Annotated in this window: 20 protein-coding genes; 14 read left to right on the forward strand and 6 right to left on the reverse strand. The window is 64.7% G+C overall.

Annotation, left to right across the window (positions count from 1 at the left end; genetic code table 11):
- Positions 1-153 precede the first annotated feature (153 nt).
- The 3 genes from ABIB99_RS15475 to ABIB99_RS15485 form a co-directional block, all read right to left on the reverse strand.
- Positions 154-1,113 (reverse strand): IS5 family transposase, encoded by a 960-nt coding sequence (locus ABIB99_RS15475; protein WP_166348444.1) that lies wholly within the window; start codon positions 1,111-1,113, stop codon positions 154-156.
- An 82-nt stretch (positions 1,114-1,195) separates the two neighbouring features.
- Entirely contained in the window at positions 1,196-1,726 is a 531-nt protein-coding gene (locus ABIB99_RS15480) for a DUF3617 domain-containing protein (protein WP_354176449.1), read from the reverse strand.
- A 29-nt stretch (positions 1,727-1,755) separates the two neighbouring features.
- Positions 1,756-2,049 carry a hypothetical protein gene (locus ABIB99_RS15485; RefSeq protein WP_063985576.1) on the reverse strand — a complete coding sequence of 98 codons (294 nt, stop codon included), beginning with the start codon at positions 2,047-2,049 and terminating at the stop codon, positions 1,756-1,758.
- Positions 2,050-2,232: 183 nt separating this feature from the next.
- Between ABIB99_RS15485 and ABIB99_RS15490 the strand changes: the two genes are divergently transcribed.
- The 4 genes from ABIB99_RS15490 to ABIB99_RS15505 all read left to right on the forward strand — a co-directional run bounded on the left by ABIB99_RS15490 (position 2,233) and on the right by ABIB99_RS15505 (position 4,973).
- Positions 2,233-2,694 carry a hypothetical protein gene (locus ABIB99_RS15490; RefSeq protein ID WP_063985577.1) on the forward strand — a complete coding sequence of 154 codons (462 nt, stop codon included), beginning with the start codon at positions 2,233-2,235 and terminating at the stop codon, positions 2,692-2,694.
- 122 nt (positions 2,695-2,816) lie between these two features.
- Positions 2,817-3,521 (forward strand): ribonuclease T2 family protein, encoded by a 705-nt coding sequence (locus ABIB99_RS15495; RefSeq protein WP_354176450.1) that lies wholly within the window; start codon positions 2,817-2,819, stop codon positions 3,519-3,521.
- 121 nt (positions 3,522-3,642) lie between these two features.
- On the forward strand, positions 3,643-4,503 hold the full coding sequence (locus tag ABIB99_RS15500) for a 23S rRNA (adenine(2030)-N(6))-methyltransferase RlmJ (RefSeq protein WP_085403342.1): 861 nt from the start codon (positions 3,643-3,645) through the stop codon (positions 4,501-4,503).
- Between the two features lie 254 nt (positions 4,504-4,757).
- Complete coding sequence (locus ABIB99_RS15505) at positions 4,758-4,973, forward strand: cold-shock protein (protein WP_063986700.1); 216 nt, start codon at positions 4,758-4,760, stop codon at positions 4,971-4,973.
- Between the two features lie 85 nt (positions 4,974-5,058).
- Here ABIB99_RS15505 and ABIB99_RS15510 read toward each other — a convergent pair whose 3' ends face one another.
- Entirely contained in the window at positions 5,059-5,682 is a 624-nt protein-coding gene (locus ABIB99_RS15510) for an outer membrane protein (RefSeq protein WP_014491976.1), read from the reverse strand.
- 249 nt (positions 5,683-5,931) lie between these two features.
- Between ABIB99_RS15510 and uvrC the strand changes: the two genes are divergently transcribed.
- The 7 genes from uvrC to ABIB99_RS15545 all read left to right on the forward strand — a co-directional run bounded on the left by uvrC (position 5,932) and on the right by ABIB99_RS15545 (position 12,227).
- Positions 5,932-7,995 carry an excinuclease ABC subunit UvrC gene (gene uvrC, locus ABIB99_RS15515; RefSeq protein ID WP_354176452.1) on the forward strand — a complete coding sequence of 688 codons (2,064 nt, stop codon included), beginning with the start codon at positions 5,932-5,934 and terminating at the stop codon, positions 7,993-7,995.
- Between the two features lie 96 nt (positions 7,996-8,091).
- Entirely contained in the window at positions 8,092-8,709 is a 618-nt protein-coding gene (pgsA, locus tag ABIB99_RS15520) for a CDP-diacylglycerol--glycerol-3-phosphate 3-phosphatidyltransferase (protein ID WP_014491974.1), read from the forward strand.
- Complete coding sequence (gene moaD / locus ABIB99_RS15525; RefSeq protein WP_014491973.1) at positions 8,706-8,957, forward strand: molybdopterin converting factor subunit 1; 252 nt, start codon at positions 8,706-8,708, stop codon at positions 8,955-8,957. The genes pgsA and moaD overlap by 4 nt, the downstream gene beginning before the upstream one ends.
- A gap of 3 nt (positions 8,958-8,960) precedes the next feature.
- Entirely contained in the window at positions 8,961-9,458 is a 498-nt protein-coding gene (locus ABIB99_RS15530) for a molybdenum cofactor biosynthesis protein MoaE (protein WP_208084516.1), read from the forward strand.
- Positions 9,458-10,417: a 50S ribosomal protein L3 N(5)-glutamine methyltransferase gene (gene prmB / locus ABIB99_RS15535; RefSeq protein ID WP_354176454.1), complete on the forward strand. Its 960-nt coding sequence runs from the start codon at positions 9,458-9,460 to the stop codon at positions 10,415-10,417. The genes ABIB99_RS15530 and prmB overlap by 1 nt, the downstream gene beginning before the upstream one ends.
- Before the next feature lie 90 nt (positions 10,418-10,507).
- Entirely contained in the window at positions 10,508-11,095 is a 588-nt protein-coding gene (locus ABIB99_RS15540; protein WP_354176456.1) for a phage holin family protein, read from the forward strand.
- 1 nt (position 11,096) lies between these two features.
- A complete protein-coding gene (locus ABIB99_RS15545; protein ID WP_354176458.1) occupies positions 11,097-12,227 on the forward strand; it encodes a YihY/virulence factor BrkB family protein in 1,131 nt (376 codons plus the stop codon).
- A gap of 49 nt (positions 12,228-12,276) precedes the next feature.
- Here ABIB99_RS15545 and ABIB99_RS15550 read toward each other — a convergent pair whose 3' ends face one another.
- Positions 12,277-13,116, reverse strand: a complete 840-nt coding sequence (locus ABIB99_RS15550; RefSeq protein WP_063985583.1) for a class I SAM-dependent methyltransferase — start codon at positions 13,114-13,116, stop codon at positions 12,277-12,279.
- A 120-nt stretch (positions 13,117-13,236) separates the two neighbouring features.
- On the opposite strand from ABIB99_RS15550, the gene ABIB99_RS15555 reads away from it, so the two are divergent.
- The 3 genes from ABIB99_RS15555 (at position 13,237) to ABIB99_RS15565 (ending at position 17,374) form a co-directional block, all read left to right on the forward strand.
- Positions 13,237-14,799 carry a winged helix-turn-helix domain-containing tetratricopeptide repeat protein gene (locus ABIB99_RS15555; protein WP_354176460.1) on the forward strand — a complete coding sequence of 521 codons (1,563 nt, stop codon included), beginning with the start codon at positions 13,237-13,239 and terminating at the stop codon, positions 14,797-14,799.
- Positions 14,800-15,028: 229 nt separating this feature from the next.
- Positions 15,029-16,504: an EAL domain-containing protein gene (locus tag ABIB99_RS15560; RefSeq protein WP_354176461.1), complete on the forward strand. Its 1,476-nt coding sequence runs from the start codon at positions 15,029-15,031 to the stop codon at positions 16,502-16,504.
- A gap of 15 nt (positions 16,505-16,519) precedes the next feature.
- The gene (locus ABIB99_RS15565; RefSeq protein WP_063985586.1) at positions 16,520-17,374 is read left to right on the forward strand and encodes a TIGR01459 family HAD-type hydrolase; all 855 of its coding nucleotides are present in this window, start codon (positions 16,520-16,522) and stop codon (positions 17,372-17,374) included.
- A gap of 215 nt (positions 17,375-17,589) precedes the next feature.
- Here the strand turns inward: ABIB99_RS15565 and ABIB99_RS15570 are convergent, their stop codons facing one another.
- Positions 17,590-17,985, reverse strand: a complete 396-nt coding sequence (locus ABIB99_RS15570) for a response regulator (RefSeq protein ID WP_007596883.1) — start codon at positions 17,983-17,985, stop codon at positions 17,590-17,592.
- Positions 17,986-18,047: the final 62 nt, after the last annotated feature.

Below are 18,047 nucleotides of genomic sequence, written 5' to 3' on the forward strand. Positions count from 1 at the left end.
CGTGAGAAATAAGTAGGGGGCTGCGGTGTTCTTACCCTCTCCCCTTGTGGGCCTGTTGCGTTATCGGCTTTTGAGGCTGAAGACGTCAGGAGAGAAGGCCTTGGTCCTGGCAATGCCTGCGAAGATCTGTAGTTGTTGCCCTCAGCGGGCAGCTCACGCGGCGATCGTGGCCCACCGCCTCATGTTGAAGGCGATTGAGGCGAGCAGAACTTGCCCGGTCGCCTTGATCAGACCGACGTAGCGGATGCAGGTCAGCCGCATGCGGCGTTTGAGAGTAGCGAAGGTGGTCTCGACCTGGGCTCGGCGGCGCGCGATGAGGAGGTTGTAGCGTTTGAGCCTCGGCGGCAACTCCGGGTGATGCCGGTTGGGCCGACGAGCAATGCGGGGTTTCTTGCCCTCCGCCTTCAGCCGGGCCCGTCGGGCATGGGTGTCGTAAGCCGCATCGGCCCACACCGCAGCTTCATCGCCGCGGATCAAAGCGTCCGCCGGTGTCGTGTCGTTGATGTTGGCCGGTGTGGTCAGTACCGTGCGGATCAAGCCGGATCCTTCGTCGACACCGACATGGGCCTTGTAACCGAACGTCGTGCCGCTCTTGCCTTGCCGCTTGGTGAAGCGGGCGTCGGGATCGTTTGAGGGGCGATCCTCCTTCGGAGGAGCCGACACCGCCTGGATCAAGGTCGCATCCAGCATCGTGCCGCGCTTGAGGATGACGCCGGCATTCTCAAGCTGACGATCCAGCTCACCAAACAGCTTCTCCAGCAGGCCTTGTTCGACAAGCTGGTTCCGAAAGCGGTTCAGGACCGTATGGTCGGGCGTCGCATCCTCAAGGCTCAAACCGACGAAGCGCTTGAACGACAACCGGTCGCCCAGCGCTTCCTCGAGTTCGCGCTCCGAAAGACCATACAGCGACTGCAACAGCACAGCACGAAACAGCACCAGCACCGGATAGCCTGGTCGACCGGGGCTCCCTTCATCCCGCAAATGGCCGATCAGCTTCTCGAACCGGTACCACTTGACCAGGCCAGCCAGCCGATCCAGCGCCGCATTGGCGCCGGCCCCCTTCGGCATCAGCGCTTCCACAAAGCTCGGCTGTCCCGTCCGCTTGACCGCCATCGCTACCCTCCAAGGCTTTGCCCTAGGGAATCACAATTGACGAATTACGCAACAGGCCCACAAGGGGAGAGGGAAGACAAACCTACTTCGGCAACAGCGCCTTCAGCTTGTCCATGTCGCGCACGTTCATCTTGAAGCCGCCGGGCATCACGATGTCACCGGGCTTCTGGTCGGGCTTGCAGGCCCCCAGCCACTTGGCTTCGAGCTGCATCGTGGTGTCGCGGCCTGCTGCGCCGGCGGCGCCGCCTTGCGCGTGCGACGAGGTCTTCACCGTATAGGCCGAGTTGAAATCGCCGGTGATCTCGGCATGCGAGGTCGTGCTGACGCCGGCGACGTTGCACTCGGAATCGCTGACATAGCCGGTCGCGGTCTTCTTGATGTCCTGCTTGGCGCAGATCTGCTTGGCCATCGGGGAGACGTTGTTGTTCATCTCCTTGTCGACGGTCTCGTCGGTGCAGTGCTGCATGGTCATCTCGGGCATAGGCGTGCCGGTCCTGACCATCTTCATTTCCCAGAGACCGGCCTTGCGCACCGGCAGATCGTCGGCGCTGGCGCTGCCTGCCGACACCACAAGACAAAGGGCCGAGCCGAGCAAAGCGAGCTTGCGCGTCATGTGGAAGCTCCCGACGTTCCGAAAGCGCCTCAGTACAGCGTGCGGATCGGCTGTTGGGCAGCGCCATAGGGCACCCAACGGCAGGAGAACGAGATGTAGCCGCCCTCAAAGGCCTGCACCGCGAGGAATTTCACGACCTTGCCGTAGCGCGCGCAGTGATCGACCGCGACCTGCCGCGCATCCGCCTGGGTCGCCAGCGAATAAGCGATGATGCCGCCGGTGTCGTTGCCCTTGAACGGAGGCACCGGAAGGAGATCGGCGCGTGCCGACTGGCTGGCCATCATACCCAGGGCAAGAAAGCCCGCGGCCGCAATGATTCGCATTCCCGTCACTCCAATTGGTTGGCGCCAGTTTACGGTGCCGGGAGGTCCATGAAAAGAACTGATGCCCCGCCGGCTGCGAGGTTGGGGTCAACTCTTGGCCAAGTGTTGCCGCGCTGCACTTGACCTGCCCCGGCCTTCGCGGCACCGTCCATCCTTCGCAAGACCCAGCTGTCCGGATTGCCCATGCGCGCCCTCCCCCTGAAATCGCTCCGCTTTGCCACCTTGCTTGGCCTCATGTTCGGAGCGCTGTCGCTCGGTGAGGCCAGGGCCGCCAATCCGCTGGAGCTGAACTTCTGGCTGAACGGGCCGCGCTATGACGGCGCCGTCGTCGATTGCGAGAGGGCGCTGCCGACAATCGCCACCCAGTTCTGGGAGAAGGAAAGCTCGTTCTGGAATTCCTCGTTGAAGATCACCGGCTTCGCCGCCGTTCACGAGATCGCGTTCCGGCCCTGGCAGTCCGACAACATTCCGCGCCGCTATTGCACCGGCGACGCCATGCTCAATGACGGCAAGGTGCGCAAGGTGCATTTCTCGATCATCGAGGATGGCGGCTTCTCCGGCTACGGCAATGGTGTGGAATGGTGCGTGGTCGGGCTTGACCGCAACTGGGCCTACAATCCGTCCTGCCGCGCCGCCAGGCCCTGAGCCTCGATCGAAAGGCCTGAATCGGACTGATCAGGCGCCCAGCGGGCCGGCCCGAATTTTGTTCTTGAAATGTTCTTGTTGCCTGCTAGGCTGATTGCACAGTCTAGTTGAGGGGCGTCGCCATGTTTCATTTTAGATTGCATTCGTTCACCCGTCTCGTGATCTCACTGACCCTTCCTCTGGTTCTGGTCGCGCTGCCGGGCGGCGCGAAGGCCCAGGACAAACGGCAGAACGCGCCCGGCGAATTCGATTTCTATGTGCTGTCGCTGTCATGGTCGCCCTCGTTCTGCGAGGAGGCGTCCGAGCGCAACCGCGGCGGCGGTGGTCGCTCGCAGATGCAGTGCAGCGGACGGCCCTACGCGTTCGTGGTGCACGGGCTGTGGCCGCAATATGAGAACGGCTTCCCCGAATATTGCCAGCGGCCGTCGCCACGCCTGAACCGCAACATCGTCTCTTCGATGCTCGATTTGATGCCGGCGCCGGGGCTGATCTTCAACGAGTGGGACAAGCACGGCACCTGCTCCGGGCTCGACAGCCGCAATTATTTCGAGACGATCCGAAAGGCGCGCGCCGCGATCAAGATCCCGGCGGAATATCTCGAACTGTCGCAGGCCAAGACTGTGGCGCCGGGCGAGGTGGAGGAAGCCTTTATCAAAGCCAATGCGGGCCTGAGCAACGCGGCCATCTCGGTCACCTGCAACCGGACCCGGCTCTCCGAGGTCCGCATCTGCCTCAGCAAGGACCTGCAATTCCGGGCCTGCGAAGAGATCGAGCGCCGCGCCTGCCGCCGCGACCAGGTGACGATGCCGCCGATCAGAGGTGGCTAGTCCAAGTGTTTGTGCCCCGGACGCAGCGCCGGTTCGGCGGTGCGCTGCAGAATCGGGGTCCATGCCGGCACAGACGCGTATGCCGCTTTGCTCAAGCCGTGACGTAGCGTAGTCCTGTCTCATGAACTACCGTCACGCCTTCCACGCTGGAAACTTCGCCGATGTCATCAAGCACATCGTGCTCGCGCGCATCATTACCTACCTTCAGGACAAGCCGGGCGCATTCCGTGTCATCGACACCCATGCCGGCGCCGGCCTCTATGATCTCGAAAGCGACGAGGCGCGCCGCAGCGGCGAATGGCTGACCGGCATCGCGCGGCTGATGCAGGCGCGCCTGTCGAACGACGCCGTGGCGCTGGCCAAGCCCTATCTCGACATCGTTCGTGCCTACAATCCGAAGGGCGAACTCAAGGCCTATCCGGGTTCGCCGCTGATCACGCGCGGCCTGCTGCGGCCGCAGGACCGCCTTGTTGCCTGCGAGCTCGAGCCGAAGGCGCGCAAGGCGCTGATCGGTGTGCTGCGCCGCGACGAACAGGCGCGCGTGGTCGATCTCGACGGCTGGGTCGCGCTGCCGGCCTTTGTGCCACCGAAGGAACGGCGCGGGCTCGTGCTGATCGACCCGCCGTTCGAGGCGAAAGACGAGTTCGAAAAGCTCGGCGACGCCTTCTCGGCGGCTTTCGTGAAATGGCCGACCGGTATCTATGTAATCTGGTATCCGGCCAAGAGCCGACGCGCCACCGACACGCTGGTGCAATCAGTGGCGCGGCTCGCAGCCGCAGCAAAACCACCAGGAAAATGTCTGCGTCTCGAATTCAGTGTCGCGCCGCAGCTTGATGGCGCCGCCCTCACCTCCGCCGGATTGTTGATCGTCAATCCGCCGTACACGCTGCATGGCGAGCTCAAGACGATCCTGCCCGAGCTGGAGATACCGCTCGGACAGGGCGGAGCTGCCAGATTCCGATTAGAGGTGCCGAGGCCGTAACACACCGGCATTCTTGGGAAAAAGATGCAGGAGCGGTAGTCAATCTGCAGAGAACCGTATTATGCTGTTTCCGTGACTGGCTTTACGTTCCGCTTCCGCGAATGGTTGCGGCGGAGTGAAGGCCTAAGAAAGATCCGATCGGACCGAAAGAAAGGTCCGCCCAAGGATGGCCAGCTCCCGGGCTTCGTAAGGCCCGGTCATGTCGTGACGTGAGTCTGCGTCGCGACGGAGGAGCAATGAGGGGGAGTTTCCCGATGGCCATGACGGGAACGGTCAAGTTTTTTAACGGCGAGCGCGGCTACGGTTTCATCAAGCCCGACGACGGCGGGCGCGACGTCTTCGTGCACATTACTGCTGTGGAGCGGGCGGGACTGAAAGACCTCGCCGAAGGACAGCGCATTACTTTTGAAGTCGAGCCGGACAAGAAGGGGAAGGGACCAAAGGCAGTCAATTTGGTCATCGTCTCCTAGAGCGTTTTCGAGCGAACACCTGGCGAAAAAAATCCCGGCCGCGAGCGGCCGGGAGGCTGTTGTCCGGTATTTTCTTCTTCAACTATCAGAAGTGATAGTTCACGCCTGCGCGCACAACGCTGGCGCTATAGCCGTTTGACACGCCGGTAATTGCGAACTGGCTCGTCGACAGATCGATGTAGAGATATTCGAGCTTGGCGCTCCAGTTCGGCGCGAAGCCGACTTCCGCGCCGGCACCGATGGTCCAGCCTGCGGTGGTGTGCGACTCCGTCCAGCCGAATGTCTGCGCGCGCAGTTCGCCGAAGGCGAGGCCGGCGGTGCCGTAGAACAGCACGTTGCTGAAGGCATAGCCCGCACGGCCGCGCAGCGTGCCGAACCAGGGGTTGGAGAACTTCCACGGCGCGAAGGTGTCATCAGCGCCCGCGGCCTGGATATCGCCCTCGACGCCGAACACCCATGGACCATTCTGAAAATTGTAGCCGGCCTGCACACCGCCGACGAAACCGGAGGGCTTGACGGGCGAATTACTCACCGAGCCCCACTCATAGCCGAGATTGGCACCGAGATACGGACCGGCCCAGCTATAGGCATTGAGCGGCTGATTGACGGTGTAGGGCGCACCCTGCCCGTAATTGAGATCGGCGGCCTCTGCCGAAGCTGTCCAGCCGGCTGCAACCAACACGGCTGCGCCTACAACGAACCCCCTCATCGGTACTCTCCAACGCAACGGCCGCCCCCCGCGATGCCTGCGCCGCCGCGCAAGGCAAAATCGCATGGTTACGGAACCTCCTCTTTTTCGCGTAAGATTTATCGAGAGTTTTAAGTTAAAGGCCTGTTAAGCCGGGTTACCGCGCTCTTAACAGGCTTAAGCAAGTGTTACCCGGAACCGCGCCGCCATCCTGTGTGTGCCGCAAGGCTGGAACTTCAAATCGGCACCCCCAGCGCTTAAATTCGCATCATGGCTCACGATTCCACCGACAATCCGGACGACGCACGCGCGCGCAAATCTCCGCGCGGCACGACCGCCGACGCCCCGCCGGAGAGCCTGGCGCCGCCGGACCTCGACCCCGCCACTACCGCTGGCGAGGACGAGGACGACGCGCTGCTGCCTGATATCCTGGAGGAGAGCGGCGCGGTCGGCGAAGAGCCGCTGGCGACCGGCCATGAGGCGATCGAGCGCGCGGTCCGCCTCGCGCCCACCTCGCCGGGCGTCTATCGCATGCTCAGCGCCAATGCCGACGTGCTCTATGTCGGCAAGGCCAAGAACGTCAAAAAGCGCCTGTCGAACTATGCGCGCCAGAGCGCGCCGCAACCGGCGCGCATCCTGCGCATGATCGCAGCCACGGTGACCGTGGAGATCGTCTCGACCAACACCGAGACCGAAGCGCTGCTGCTGGAAGCCAATCTCATCAAGCAGCTCCGGCCGCGCTTCAACGTGCAGCTGCGCGACGACAAGTCGTTTCCCTACATCCTGATCACCGGCGACCATTGGGCGCCGCAGATCCTCAAGCACCGCGGTGCGCAGACCCGGCCCGGCCGCTATTTCGGCCCGTTCGCTTCCGCCGGTGCGGTCAACCGCACCATCACCGCCTTGCAGCGCGCGTTCCTGATCCGCTCTTGCACCGATTCCTTCTTCGAAAGCCGCTCGCGGCCCTGCCTGCTCTACCAGATCCGCCGCTGCGCCGGCCCCTGCACCCGCGAGATCGATTTCCCCGGCTATACGACGCTGGTGCGCGAGGCGACCGACTTCCTCTCCGGCAAGAGCCAAGCGGTGAAGCAGGAGCTTGCCGGCGAGATGGAGAAGGCATCCGGCGAGCTCGAATTCGAGACCGCGGCACTCTACCGCGACCGCCTCGCCGCGCTGTCGGCGATCCAGTCGCAGCAGGGCATCAATCCGCGCACCGTGGAGGAAGCCGACGTGTTCGCGGTCCACCAGGAGGGCGGTTTCTTTTGCGTCGAAGTGTTCTTCTTCCGCACCGGTCAGAACTGGGGCAACCGCGCCTATTTCCCGCGCGCGGAGAAGACCTATACGCCGGAGGAAGTGCTGGGGTCCTTCCTCGCCCAGTTCTACGACGACAAGCCGCCGCCGAAGAACATCCTGCTCTCGCACGAGATCGAGGAGAGCGAGCTGCTCGCCAACGCGCTGTCGATCAAGGCCGGCCACAAGGTCGAGGTCACGGCGCCCAAGCGCGGCGAGAAGAAGGAGCTGGTCGCCCACGCGCTGACCAATGCGCGCGAGGCGCTCGGCCGCAAGCTCGCGGACACCGCGACGCAGAGCCGGCTGCTCGACGCCATGGCGACGACGCTGAGCCTGCCGCATTCACCCAAGCGCATCGAGGTCTACGACAACAGCCACATCCAGGGCACCAATGCGGTCGGCGCCATGATCGTCGCCGGCCCGGATGGGTTTGTGAAAAACCAGTACCGCAAGTTCAACATCAAGTCCGAAGGGCTCACGCCCGGCGACGATTACGGCATGATGCGCGAGGTGCTGGAACGCCGCTTCAAGCGCCTGATCAATCCGCCCGAGGACGCCGCCGGCAAGGCCAAGGACGACGACTTCCCGCAATGGCCCGATCTCGTGATCATCGACGGCGGTCGCGGCCAGCTCAACGCCGTCCGGGAGATCTTTACGAATCTCGGCCTGACCCAGGTGTCGCTGATGTCGGTCGCCAAGGGACCGGACCGGGATGCCGGCCGCGAAACCCTGTTCATGCCGGAGCGCGAGGCGATCAAGCTGGAGCCGCGCGATCCCGTGCTTTACTTCATCCAGCGCCTGCGCGACGAGGCCCACCGCTTCGTCATCGGCTCGCACCGCAAGCTGCGCAAGAAGGACATCCGCGAGGCCGGTTTGCAGGAGATTCCGGGCATCGGCCCGTCACGCAAACGTGCCTTGCTGCACCATTTCGGAACCCTGAAGGAGATCGAGCGGGCCTCGATCGCCGATCTCGGCAAGGTTCCGGGGGTGAGCGCCGAGAGCGCCCGCAGGATTTTCGACTATTTCCATCCCCAGCCGGGGTGAACTAAGGGGGCCGCGGTCATATGGTCGTCGCATGCTGCACCTCATTTGGGGAGCGGGACGGTTGACCTTCAGGCACGAGCGGTATTGGTAGGACGGATGAACATCGCCACGACACGAGGGACGACCAGCCGCGCGATGTCCCTCCCGAACATCCTGACCTATGGCCGGATCGCCGCGATCCCGGTCGTGGTCGGGTGCATCTATGCACAATCGATTCTGGATCAGCCGCTGTGGCTGCGCTGGGTCGCGGTCGCCATCTTCATCGCGGCAGCAGTGACCGATTACCTCGACGGCTATTACGCGCGGATCTGGAATCAGCAATCGGCGTTCGGCCGGATGCTCGATCCGATCGCCGACAAGCTGCTGGTGGCCTCCTGCCTGCTGATGCTGGCAGCCGACGGCATCATCCATGGCTGGTCGCTATGGGCCGCCATCGTGATCCTGTGCCGCGAGATCCTGGTCTCGGGCCTGCGCGAATATCTCGCGGCGTTGCGGGTGAGCGTTCCCGTGACCAAGCTTGCGAAGTGGAAGACGACCGTTCAGCTCATCGCCATCGGCTTCCTGCTCGCTGGCCCGGCCGGCGATGAGGTGGTGCCCGTGGTCTCGATGATCGGGCTGGCGCTGCTCTGGGCCTCGGCGATCCTCACCATTTACACGGGCTACGACTATTTCCGCGCCGGCATCCATCACCTCATCAAGGAGGATGAGGCATGAAGGTGAAGTACTTCGCCTGGGTGCGCGAGCGCGTCGGCAAGGCCGAGGAGACCATCGAGCCGCCGGCGACCGTGCGCACCGTCGAGGAGCTGATCGCCTGGCTGTCCGGCCAGAGCGAGGCCTATGCCTACGCCTTCGAGAAGCCGAAGGTGATCCGCACCGCGATCGATCATGCCCACGTCAAATCGGACGCCGTGATCGCGGGCGCCCGCGAGATCGCGTTTTTCCCGCCGATGACCGGCGGCTAGGCCATGACCTCCCCCGTAAGCACCGCCCCCGCCAGCCCCTGCCCCGTCACCATCCGAATCCAGCAGGATGATTTCGACATCGCGCGCGAGATCGCGATCCTGACCGGGAGCCGCACCGACATCGGCGCGGTCGTAAGCTTTTCCGGCATCTGCCGCGGCGACGAGAACAGCGCGAAGATCGCCGCCCTCACGCTCGAACATTATCCCGGCATGGCGGAAGAAGAGATCAAGCGCCATGCCGACGAAGCTACATCGCGCTGGCCGCTGAACGGCGTCACCATCATTCATCGCGTCGGGCGGTTCATGCCCGGGCAGAATATCGTGCTGGTGCTCACGGCGTCGCAGCACCGCCAGGCGGCGTTCCAGGCGGCCGAGTTCCTGATGGATTATCTCAAGACCAGCGCGCCGTTCTGGAAGAAGGAAGAGAGCGCCACCGGTACCGGCTGGGTCGAAGCCCACGCCCGTGACGACGAGGCCGCCGCACGCTGGACCCGATCCTGATGGCAAAAGCATCCAAGAAGACCACGCGCGGCCGCGCCGCGCCAAAGCTCGCGAAGATCGGCCGCGGCGAGCTGCTCACGCTGATCGATTTCGTGCGCTACGCCGTGAGCCGCTTCACCGAGGCGAAGCTCGCCTTTGCCCATGGCACGACCGATCCGGTCGCTGAAGCAGCCTTCCTGGTCTGCGAAGCCCTGCATCTGCATCCCGACCAGTTCGAGATCTTTGCCCATGCCTGCGTCACCTCGGCGGAAGGCAAGACCATCGTCGACCTCATCCATCAGCGCGTCACCACGCGCAAACCGGCCGCCTATCTCGTCAACAAGATCTACATGCGCGGCCTGCCCTTCTATGTCGACGAGCGCGTCATCGTTCCGCGCTCCTTCATCGGCGAACTGCTGGAGTCGCATTTCGGCGGCGACGGCGAGGCGGGCTCGCTGATCGACGACCCCACGGCCGTCGAACGCGTGCTCGATCTCTGCACGGGCTCGGGATGTCTCGCCATCCTCGCCGCGCATCATTTCCCGAATGCCACCGTTGATGCCGTCGACATCTCCAAGGGCGCGCTCGAAGTCGCCACACGAAATGTCGGCGAATTCGGGCTCGATGACCGGATCAGCCTGCATCGCGGCGACCTGTTCGCCCCGCTCGGCGACAACAGATACGACCTCATCATCACCAATCCGCCCTACGTCGATGCGGAAGGCATGGCCGCGCTGCCGCCGGAATGCCGGGCCGAACCAAAACTCGCCTTTGACGGCGGCGCCGACGGTCTCGACGTGGTGCGCCGCATCCTGCGCGATGCGCCCGATCACCTGACGCCGGATGGCGGCTTGATCTGCGAGATCGGCCGCGGCCGCGAACTGGTCGACGAGGCCTTTCCGGAACTGCCGCTGCTCTGGCTCGACACCGAGGAATCCGAGGGCGAGGTGTTCTGGATCGCGGCCGCCGATCTCGGCTGATCCGTCCCGGCACCCGCGCTCCGCGCGGAACAAGTCAAATTCCGCCACGTTCATCCCCCGACGATTTTTTCGTTCTCGGAGGATGTCCGCATGCTCGCGCCATCGGGCGAACTGCTGCGCGCCGGCATGGCGCTCAAGATCAATCACCTCAAGCGCGCCGCGCGATCGTACTTGCGCGACCGCACCAATCAGGCCACGGGCCGCGCGACGTCCTATGCGGTCGCGGCAGGACTGTTCGCAATGGCCGGGCTGTTCCTGATCGCCACCCTCTTTGTCGGCCTGATCGCCCTTTATCGTTGGGTCGCAATCACCCAGGGACAATTCTGGGGCTTTGGTGCCGTCGCGGCCGTGCTCCTGGTGCTGGCCGTATCCTGCGCCGGCGTGGCTCAGGCCCAAATGAAGCGTCGGGACAAGCCGATCGTGCCGCTTGCCAGCCGTATGCGCGTTGCGATCGCCACCCCGCGGATCCCGCGCGGAACGGTCAAGCAGGCGGTGAAAGAGGTCGCAACGACGATTCCACTGGTGTCGCCCGCACCGGGCGAGCGTGGCCGTGACGACAACGCCCTGTCGGCCCGGACCAACCGGCCCGTGCAGCTTGGTCTGATGCTCGCAGCCGTCGGGCTGCTGGGCTTCACGGCCGCACGGCGGCGGCGGCACGGCCGCAGATTGGACGCTTGAAGTGCGCGCGCGGCACACCGAGCACCTCGACAGTTGGTTGCTCGTTGCCGCCACGGCCGTCTTCGTGCTGTCTGCGGAACGCTACTTTCAGGAGTTCGGCCCCATCCGGTCGGGGCCTCCGCAACACCATCGCAACAATGAAGCAAATTTGCCGGAAACAAGCCCGGCCGGCGCAGCCATGCAGCCCGGCCACGGCCGGCGCGCGAAAAGCCCTTTCGCGATCCCGTGGGCGGGCTGGAAAGACATCTTCTGGCGCACCTATCAGCGCATCGACGACGATCGCCTGCTCGCGACTGCGGGCGGCGTCGTCTTCTTCGGGCTGCTCGCGATTTTTCCCGCCGTGACCGCGCTGGTCTCATCCTACGGCCTGTTCGCGGATCCCTCGACGATCAGTTCCAACCTGCATTCGCTCGCGATGCTGCTGCCCGAGGGCGCGTTCCAGATCGTCGAGGACCAGGTCGCGCGCGTGGTGTCCAACGGCAATACCGCCCTGGGTGTCACCTTCCTGTTTGGCCTCTTGCTCGCGATCTGGAGCGCCAATGCGGGCGTCAAAGCCATCTTCGATGCCCTCAACGTCGCCTATGAGGAGCGCGAAAAGCGCAGCTTCGTCCGGCTGAACACGGTGTCGTTGGCTTTCACCGTCGGCGGCATCGCGGCGCTGCTGCTGATGGTGGGCACCGTGGTCGCCTTCCCGCTCGCGCTCAACCATCTCGGCATCGCGCCGGAAAGCAGGCTGATCGTCGCTCTCGCGAGATGGCCGGTGCTGTTCGTCATCCTGCTGGCCGCGCTTGCCGTCCTCTACCGCTTCGCACCGAGCCGCGACGCGCCACGCTGGCAATGGCTGAGCCTCGGCGCGGTGACGGCCGCCATCCTCTGGATCGCCGGCTCGGCGCTCCTGTCCTGGTATCTCTCGGAATTCGCCAATTACAACGCGACCTACGGCTCGCTCGGCGCGGCGATCGGCTTGATGATGTGGATGTGGATGTCGGCGATCGTCATCATGTTCGGGGCCGAGCTGAACTCGGAGATCGAGCGGCAGACCCTTCGGGATACGACCACCGGACCGCCCAAGCCGCTCGGCACCCGCGAGGCCGTCTCGGCCGACACGGTCGGCGCCGCCGCGCCATCCTGATTGCCGGCGGTCAGGCCGGGGCTCGGCCTGACCGGATCACGACGGCAATTCAGCGCTTGCTGATCACGACCTCCAGATACTCGCTATGCACCACCACCGTACCGTCGTCGGCACGGTTGAATTCGCCGAGCAGCGCCATGAGATCGCGCCGCAGCGCGGCCTGGCCGGTCTCCTCCAGCGCCACGAACGCTTTCAGCATCGGCCCGTAATAGGATTTGAAAACCTCGAGCCAGTGCTCCGGAGAGCGATAGCGGAAGGCGAACATGCGCGGCTCGGCGGCGATCTCGGAGGCTTGGCTGCCGAACATCTCCTCAAGCCGTGCCGGCGTGCCCCACAAGGCCGGCGACTTCACGCCCGCCGGCGGCGGCAAATGCCTGCCGATGGTCTTGAAGAGCTGACCGATGAAGCCCTGGGGCGTCCAGTTGGCGAGGCCGATCTTGCCGCCGGACTTGCAGACCCGCGCGAGCTCGGACGCCGCCTTGTCCTGATCCGGCGTGAACATGACACCGAAGGTCGAGAGCACGACGTCGTAGCTGGCATCCGCAAACGGCAGCGCTTCGGCATCCGCTTCACGGAATTCGACCATCAAATGCTCCGCCGCGGCCCGTTCGCGTCCCCGCTTGAGCAACGCGGGAACATAATCGGTCGATGTGACGTCGCACCAGCGCCGCGCGGCGGCCAGCGTCGCATTGCCGTTGCCGGCGGCGACATCAAGCACCTTGCTGCCGGCGCGCAAGTCGAGCGCCTCGCAGAGTTGCTCGCCGACGATCTGCAAAGTGGTGCCGACAATGGCATAGTCGCCGGATGACCAGGCGCTGTGCTGGCGCTGCTTGACGGCGGCGAGATCTGGTTGGGCGAGGGCCGGCTTGAGCGCGGCGGATGTCGACATGGCAATTCTCCTGCGGTTGAAGACGCCGGGACGATAGGGCGCATGCGGCTCGCTGGCCTTGAGAGTGGCGTTATTTTACGCTGAGAACACCTTGATTTCCCCGCGCGAGCCGAGGGCGGCGTGACATTTCATTTCGAGGATTTCGTGCTCGACCCCGCGCGCCGCGAATTGCGGCGGGCAGAGACGCTCGTCGCGCTTGAGCCCCAGGTGTTCGATCTCCTGCTTTATCTGGTCCGCAACCGCGAGCGCGTGGTAACGCGGGACAATCTGCTCGACGCGATCTGGAATGGCCGCGTCGTCTCGGAATCGACGCTGACCAGCCGGATCAACGCGGCGCGGCGCGCGGTCGATGACAATGGCGAAGATCAGCGGCTGATCCGCACAGTCGCGCGCAAGGGCGTGCGGTTCGTCGGCGAAGTGACCGAACGCTCCGCCGCTGCCTCATCGTCGGCGCCGGGCAAGCCGCCCGACCCAACACCGACGGAATTGCCGCTGCCCGATCGTCCCGCAATTGCCGTCCTGCCCTTCACCAACATGAGCGGCGAGGCCGAGCAGGATTATTTCTCCGACGGCATCAGCGAGGACATCATCACCGCGCTGTCGAAGCTGCGCTGGTTCTTCGTGATCGCGCGCAACTCCTCCTTCATCTACAAGGGCCGCACGGTTCACCTGCGGCAGGTCGCCGAGGAGCTCGGCGTGCGCTATGTCGTCGAGGGCAGCGTCCGCAAGGAAGGCGATCGCGTCCGCATCACCGCGCAGCTCAACGATGTCGCCACCGGCAGCCATCTCTGGGCCGAACGCTACGACCGCGAGCTCGCCGACGTCTTCGCCGTACAGGACGAGATCACCGAACGCATCGTCGCCGCGATCGAGCCGCAACTCTATGCCGCGGAGAATTTTCGCGCCGAGCGCAAGCCGCCCGACAGCCTGGACGCGTGGGACCTTCTGATGCGCGCCCTCTCCCATTACTGGCGCGTGACGCGGCAGGATCACGTCGCGGCGCGAGCCCTGCTCGAAAAGGCCATCGCGCTCGACCCGAACTACGGCAAGGCGCTTGGGCTGCTCGGCACCAGCTACATGTTCACGGCGCATATGGGCTGGATGGAGATGGCCGCGGCGCTGCCGGTGGCCGAGCGCGCGGCGCGGGCCGCGATCCGCGCCGACGACCAGGATGCCTGGGCGCATAATGCGCTCGGCCATGTCGATCTGTTCGCACGCCGGTTCGAGGATTCACTTGCCGAATTCGAGACCGCGCTGCGGCTCAATCCGAACTTTGCGCTGGCGCAGGGCTATTATGGCCTGACGCTCAGCTATTGCGGCCGCTGGCGGGATGCCGACGAAGCCGCGCGGCGGGCGATCCGCCTCAGCCCGCGCGACCCCTATGCACCCGTCTATTTCGGCATCGCCGCCTTTGCCCGCTTCCTCGGCAGGGACTATGCGGAAGCGATCCGGCTCGCACAGGAGGCCCTGCGCCAGCGCAGTGACTTCGTCGGCGGGCACCGGGTGCTGACCGCGGCCGCGGCGATGGCCGGGCAAACCGAGACCGCCCGCGCGGCGCTGAAGGAACTCCAGCGTGCCCAGCCCAACGTCTCGCTCGCCTGGATCGCCGAGTTCATGCCGATCAGGCTCGCCGCCGACCGCGAGCACTACCTCGAAGGCTTTCGCCGGGCCGGCCTGACCTAGACTGCCCGAGCATGATCTCCGCGCAAACGCGTTCCCCGTTTGTCGCGAGGGAAAACCGTTGCACACTTTCCGGATCATGCTCCGGCGCCGCGAACAGGCCGCTATCCCCTCGAATCAACAATGATGTTAAGGTCGCCTTGCTTAGGGGAGCATGAGGCGTGACGGGTTCGCACACTGACCCGTGTTTTCCCGGATGAGGCAGTCAGCTCTTTGAGGCGTAACGCGCGGCATGATTCGCATTTCGACGATCTTCATCGCCATCTGCATGGTTCTGGTCGCGGCCTCGCTCGGGCTTGTCCTCTACTCGGTCGCCGGCATCAGCGGAACCGAATCCGCCATCGTGGCGCTAACCGCGCTGACCTTCCTGATCCTCTACAACGCGGTCTCGATGCGGCTGCGCGACCGCAGTGACGTCGGCGGCCAGATCGCCGACCTCTCGCGCGGCACCGCCGACCTCGCCCGCCAGGTCGCCGAGTTCGGCCGCCGGCTCGCGGCGATGGAGGGGCGCATCGCCTCGGCCAATTCGACCAACTCCGACCGCATCCAGTCAGTGGTCGGCGAGATCAACGAGCTCGGCGGGCTGGTCAGGCAGCTCGCCACCACCGTGTCAGCCCATGAAGACCTCTTGGCCGGGGCCGCGCCGACCCCCGCCCCCGCTCCGGTCGCCCGGCCAGAGCCGGAGGCGCCGCTCGACCTGATTGCGGCCTTCGAGGAGCGGCCGGCCGCCGCTCCGCCACTGCCCGCACCGCCGCCGCGGCCAGCACCGGCGATCCAGAGCCAGGCCGCCGTTCCGGTTCAGACGGGCAATGGCCGCAACCAGACCCAGTTACTGGCGACACTGCGCAACGCCATCGACGAGAACCGCATCGACATCTTCCTCCAGCCGATGGTGACGCTGCCGCAGCGCAAGGTGCGGTTCTACGAAGCCGTGACGCGCCTGCGCGACGAGCGCGACCAGCTGATCGCCGCCGAGGAATTCATCAGCATCGCCGAAGCCTCGGGTCTGATCGGACGCATCGACAACATGGTGATGCTGCGCTGTGTGCAGGTGCTGCGGCGCCTGATGGTGCGCAACAAGGATGTCGGCGTGTTCTGCAACGTCGCGGCCTCCACGCTCGGCAATTCCACCACCTTCGCGCAGTGCCTCGACTTCCTCGAAGCCAACCGGGCGCTGGCGCCATCGCTGGTGCTGGAGTTCAAGCAGTCGACCTTCCGCAATCTCGGTCCGGCCGAGACCGAGAATCTCGCGGCACTCGCCCAGCGCGGTTTCCGCTTCTCGATCGACCATGTCACAGACCTCAGGATCGAGCCGCGCGAGCTCGCCGATCGCGGCGTGCGCTTCATCAAGGTGCCGGCGTCCCTCCTGCTCGACCCCAGGCAGGCCTCGACCTCGGACATCCATCCTTCCGACCTCTCCGACCTGCTCGGCCGCTTCGGCATCGACCTGATCGCCGAACGGATCGAGGGCGAGCGCGCAGTGGTCGATTTGCTCGACTTTGACGTGCGGTTCGGTCAGGGGTTCCTGTTCGCGCCGCCCCGGCCATTGCGGCCTGAAGGGGCATCTGCTACCGGCGGGGCCTCGCCGAACCCGGCGCAGGAAATTCAGGGATCCAATGGCTCCGCTTCTCCCAGCCCAGGCGCCACGTCTTCAGCGCCTCCAGCCCAACGTATCACCGGCAACGCGGCGCTCGCGCGCCGGATTTGATCGGCCGCACGCATCATGACCACGCTGCATTTCGCCGAAAGCCTGCGCGAGCTCGTGGGCGGCGTTGACGTTGTGCTCAGCGACATCTGGGGCGTGGTTCACAACGGCCTGGAATCCTTCCCCGAGGCCTGCGAGGCGCTGCACACCTATCGCAGCCGCGGCGGTACGGTGATCCTGATCACCAATGCCCCGCGCCCGGCCGACTCTGTCCAACGGCAATTGCGCAAGCTCGGCGTCGCGGACGAGACCTATGACGCGATCGTCTCGTCGGGCGACCTGACGCGGCTCTATGTCGCCGAGCATCCCGGCCGCAAGATGTTCTGGCTCGGACCCGAGCGCGACAACTCGATCTATCGCGGCCTCGATGCGACGACCGCGCCGCTGGAAGAAGCCGACTACATCGTCTGCACCGGCCTCTATGACGACGAGACCGAGACGGCGGAAGACTATCGCGGCATGATGCTGAAGGCGCGCGAGCGCAAGCTGACGCTGGTCTGTGCCAACCCCGATATCGTGGTGGAGCGCGGCGACCGGCTGATCTATTGCGCCGGCGCGATCGCGGAACTCTATCGCGAACTCGGCGGCGAGGTGATCTTCTACGGCAAGCCGCATCGCCCGATCTACGAGCGCGCGATGATGCTCGCCGGCGAGCGCCAGGGCCACATGATCGACCGGAAAAAGGTGCTGGCGATCGGCGATTCCGTCCGCACGGACCTCACCGGCGCGCGCGAATTCGGCATCGACTGCCTGTTCGTCACCCGCGGCATCCATGCCGAGGAGTTCGAGGGCCTCGACCAGCTCGACCCGAATTCGGTGATGGAGTTGTTCGGCCACCCGCCGAAGGCGCTGATGCGCGAATTGAAATGGTGACGGTGGAGCCCACGCAGGCGCTGCGGGCTTAGACCAATTGCTTAGACCCAAATGCCGTCATGGCCGGGCTTAGCCGTCCGAAGGACGGCGTCGCTTCCGCTTGCCTACGCCCCGGCCATCCACGTCTTCATTTGCAGGATCCAAGAACGTGGATGCCCGGGACAAGCCCGGGCATGACGATCTCTATAGAGAGCTGCTATGCGGTCTGGCGGCGCTTACGCGCTCGCCATGTCCGGGAAGACCGCTTCGATCTTGGTCTTCAGCGTCGCCGCGTTGAACGGCTTGACGATGTAGTTGTTCACGCCGGCCTTCTTGGCCGCGATCACGTTCTCGGTCTTCGATTCCGCGGTGATCATGATGAAAGGCGTGGTGGCGAGGTTCGGATCCGCGCGCACTTCGCGCAGCAGGTCGTAACCCGTCATCGGCTCCATGTTCCAATCGGAAATCACGAGCCCGTACTTCTTGCCACGCATCTTGTTCAGCGCCGCCGAACCGTCGCTTGCATCATCGATATTCTCGAAGCCAAGCTGCTTCAGGAGATTCCTGATGATACGGATCATGGTGCTGTAGTCATCAACCACCAGAACCGACATCGACAAATCAACCGCCATCTCGACTCCCCCAACGCAAACCCAGGAAATATTACGATCGGACCCACCGGAGCCGGAGCCCC

This window comes from Bradyrhizobium sp. LA6.1, from assembly GCF_040547805.1.
GTDB classification, from domain to species: Bacteria; Pseudomonadota; Alphaproteobacteria; order Rhizobiales; family Xanthobacteraceae; genus Bradyrhizobium; species Bradyrhizobium barranii.

Excerpts from the sequence above, each read along its gene's own strand:
- moaD (WP_014491973.1), top strand. The coding sequence starts at position 8,706 with ATGAAGGTGAAGTACTTCGCCTGGGTGCGCGAGCGCGTCGGCAAGGCC.
- ABIB99_RS15510 (WP_014491976.1), bottom strand. The coding sequence starts at position 5,682 with ATGAGGGGGTTCGTTGTAGGCGCAGCCGTGTTGGTTGCAGCCGGCTGG.
- ABIB99_RS15480 (WP_354176449.1), bottom strand. The coding sequence starts at position 1,726 with ATGACGCGCAAGCTCGCTTTGCTCGGCTCGGCCCTTTGTCTTGTGGTG.
- ABIB99_RS15495 (WP_354176450.1), top strand. The coding sequence starts at position 2,817 with ATGTTTCATTTTAGATTGCATTCGTTCACCCGTCTCGTGATCTCACTG.
- ABIB99_RS15540 (WP_354176456.1), top strand. The coding sequence starts at position 10,508 with ATGCTCGCGCCATCGGGCGAACTGCTGCGCGCCGGCATGGCGCTCAAG.
- ABIB99_RS15550 (WP_063985583.1), bottom strand. The coding sequence starts at position 13,116 with ATGTCGACATCCGCCGCGCTCAAGCCGGCCCTCGCCCAACCAGATCTC.
- pgsA (WP_014491974.1), top strand. The coding sequence starts at position 8,092 with ATGAACATCGCCACGACACGAGGGACGACCAGCCGCGCGATGTCCCTC.
- ABIB99_RS15475 (WP_166348444.1), bottom strand. The coding sequence starts at position 1,113 with ATGGCGGTCAAGCGGACGGGACAGCCGAGCTTTGTGGAAGCGCTGATG.
- prmB (WP_354176454.1), top strand. The coding sequence starts at position 9,458 with ATGGCAAAAGCATCCAAGAAGACCACGCGCGGCCGCGCCGCGCCAAAG.
- ABIB99_RS15490 (WP_063985577.1), top strand. The coding sequence starts at position 2,233 with ATGCGCGCCCTCCCCCTGAAATCGCTCCGCTTTGCCACCTTGCTTGGC.
- ABIB99_RS15565 (WP_063985586.1), top strand. The coding sequence starts at position 16,520 with ATGACCACGCTGCATTTCGCCGAAAGCCTGCGCGAGCTCGTGGGCGGC.
- ABIB99_RS15530 (WP_208084516.1), top strand. The coding sequence starts at position 8,961 with ATGACCTCCCCCGTAAGCACCGCCCCCGCCAGCCCCTGCCCCGTCACC.
- ABIB99_RS15485 (WP_063985576.1), bottom strand. The coding sequence starts at position 2,049 with ATGCGAATCATTGCGGCCGCGGGCTTTCTTGCCCTGGGTATGATGGCC.
- ABIB99_RS15570 (WP_007596883.1), bottom strand. The coding sequence starts at position 17,985 with ATGGCGGTTGATTTGTCGATGTCGGTTCTGGTGGTTGATGACTACAGC.
- ABIB99_RS15560 (WP_354176461.1), top strand. The coding sequence starts at position 15,029 with ATGATTCGCATTTCGACGATCTTCATCGCCATCTGCATGGTTCTGGTC.
- ABIB99_RS15500 (WP_085403342.1), top strand. The coding sequence starts at position 3,643 with ATGAACTACCGTCACGCCTTCCACGCTGGAAACTTCGCCGATGTCATC.
- ABIB99_RS15505 (WP_063986700.1), top strand. The coding sequence starts at position 4,758 with ATGGCCATGACGGGAACGGTCAAGTTTTTTAACGGCGAGCGCGGCTAC.
- uvrC (WP_354176452.1), top strand. The coding sequence starts at position 5,932 with ATGGCTCACGATTCCACCGACAATCCGGACGACGCACGCGCGCGCAAA.